General features: G+C 60.8%; 1 protein-coding gene and 1 pseudogene. Both read left to right on the plus strand.

What is annotated here, in order from left to right:
- Positions 1-68: 68 nt before the first annotated feature.
- Positions 69-239: pseudogene (locus ACSHSS_RS30270) on the plus strand (DUF6441 family protein); the annotation flags it as partial.
- Positions 236-667, plus strand: coding sequence for a hypothetical protein (locus ACSHSS_RS30275; RefSeq protein WP_445545975.1), 432 nt, complete (start codon positions 236-238; stop codon positions 665-667). The pseudogene ACSHSS_RS30270 and the gene ACSHSS_RS30275, both read left to right, overlap by 4 nt.
- Positions 668-811 lie beyond the last annotated feature (144 nt).

The raw sequence follows: 811 nt of genomic DNA on the forward strand, positions 1-811 counted from the left end.
AGACCGATCACGTTCACCGAAACGTCTGATCACCATCGCCGAAATACGCAGCCGCCTCACAAAAGGCCCAGACCACCGGCCGAGGACTGGTCACGGTCCCGATGTTCCTGCTGGTTCCGCAAGTGACCCTGAAGAAGAAATTCGACATCGACCGCAGCGCGCGCCGGTGGGTCAGCACGCTGGCCCAGCGCATTGCCAACCGTTTCGATGAAGCCGACCGCAAAGGGGCAGCCACATGAGCCAAAGAGAGAACGCCATCGGTGCTTTGTTCGCCGTGCTCGGCCAGTTGTCACTGGGCACGGTAGTCAAACGCAACGCCGCCTTGCCCGAGCGTATCGCGGACCACGCCATGACGATTCTGCGCGACGGCGAGATGGGCGAGCCCGAGGTATCGCTCTCGCCACTGACTTACCACTGGCAGCACCAGGTGGCCATCGAACTGTTTGTCGCCGACCCGGATGCCGCTGCGCGTGATTCACGCATGGATGGGCTGCTCACCGAGTTGGCTTCCCTGATCGAAGCCGACCGGACGCTCGCCGGTGTCGTCGAGTACGCCGAAATCGGTCAGCCGAAGTTCGATGAACTGGCCCCCGAGGGCACGAGCGGCATCAAGGCCTGCCTACTGCCCGTGGTCCTGCACTACAGCAGTGCCGGACCGCTTTCCTGAAATCACATCTGAAATCACATCCAAAAGGAGTTCTGTATGGCCCGTGCCTATGGCGCGAACGCCAGCCTCTTGGCCGCGTTCGAATCCACCTATTGCGTATTTCGGTGAACGTGATCAGCGATTTCGGATGAAGGTGATCACCGA

It is taken from the genome of Burkholderia sp. BC1, from assembly GCF_052683555.1.

Coding starts and splice junctions, on each gene's coding strand:
- ACSHSS_RS30275 (WP_445545975.1), top strand. CDS start 236: ATGAGCCAAAGAGAGAACGCCATCGGTGCTTTGTTCGCCGTGCTCGGC.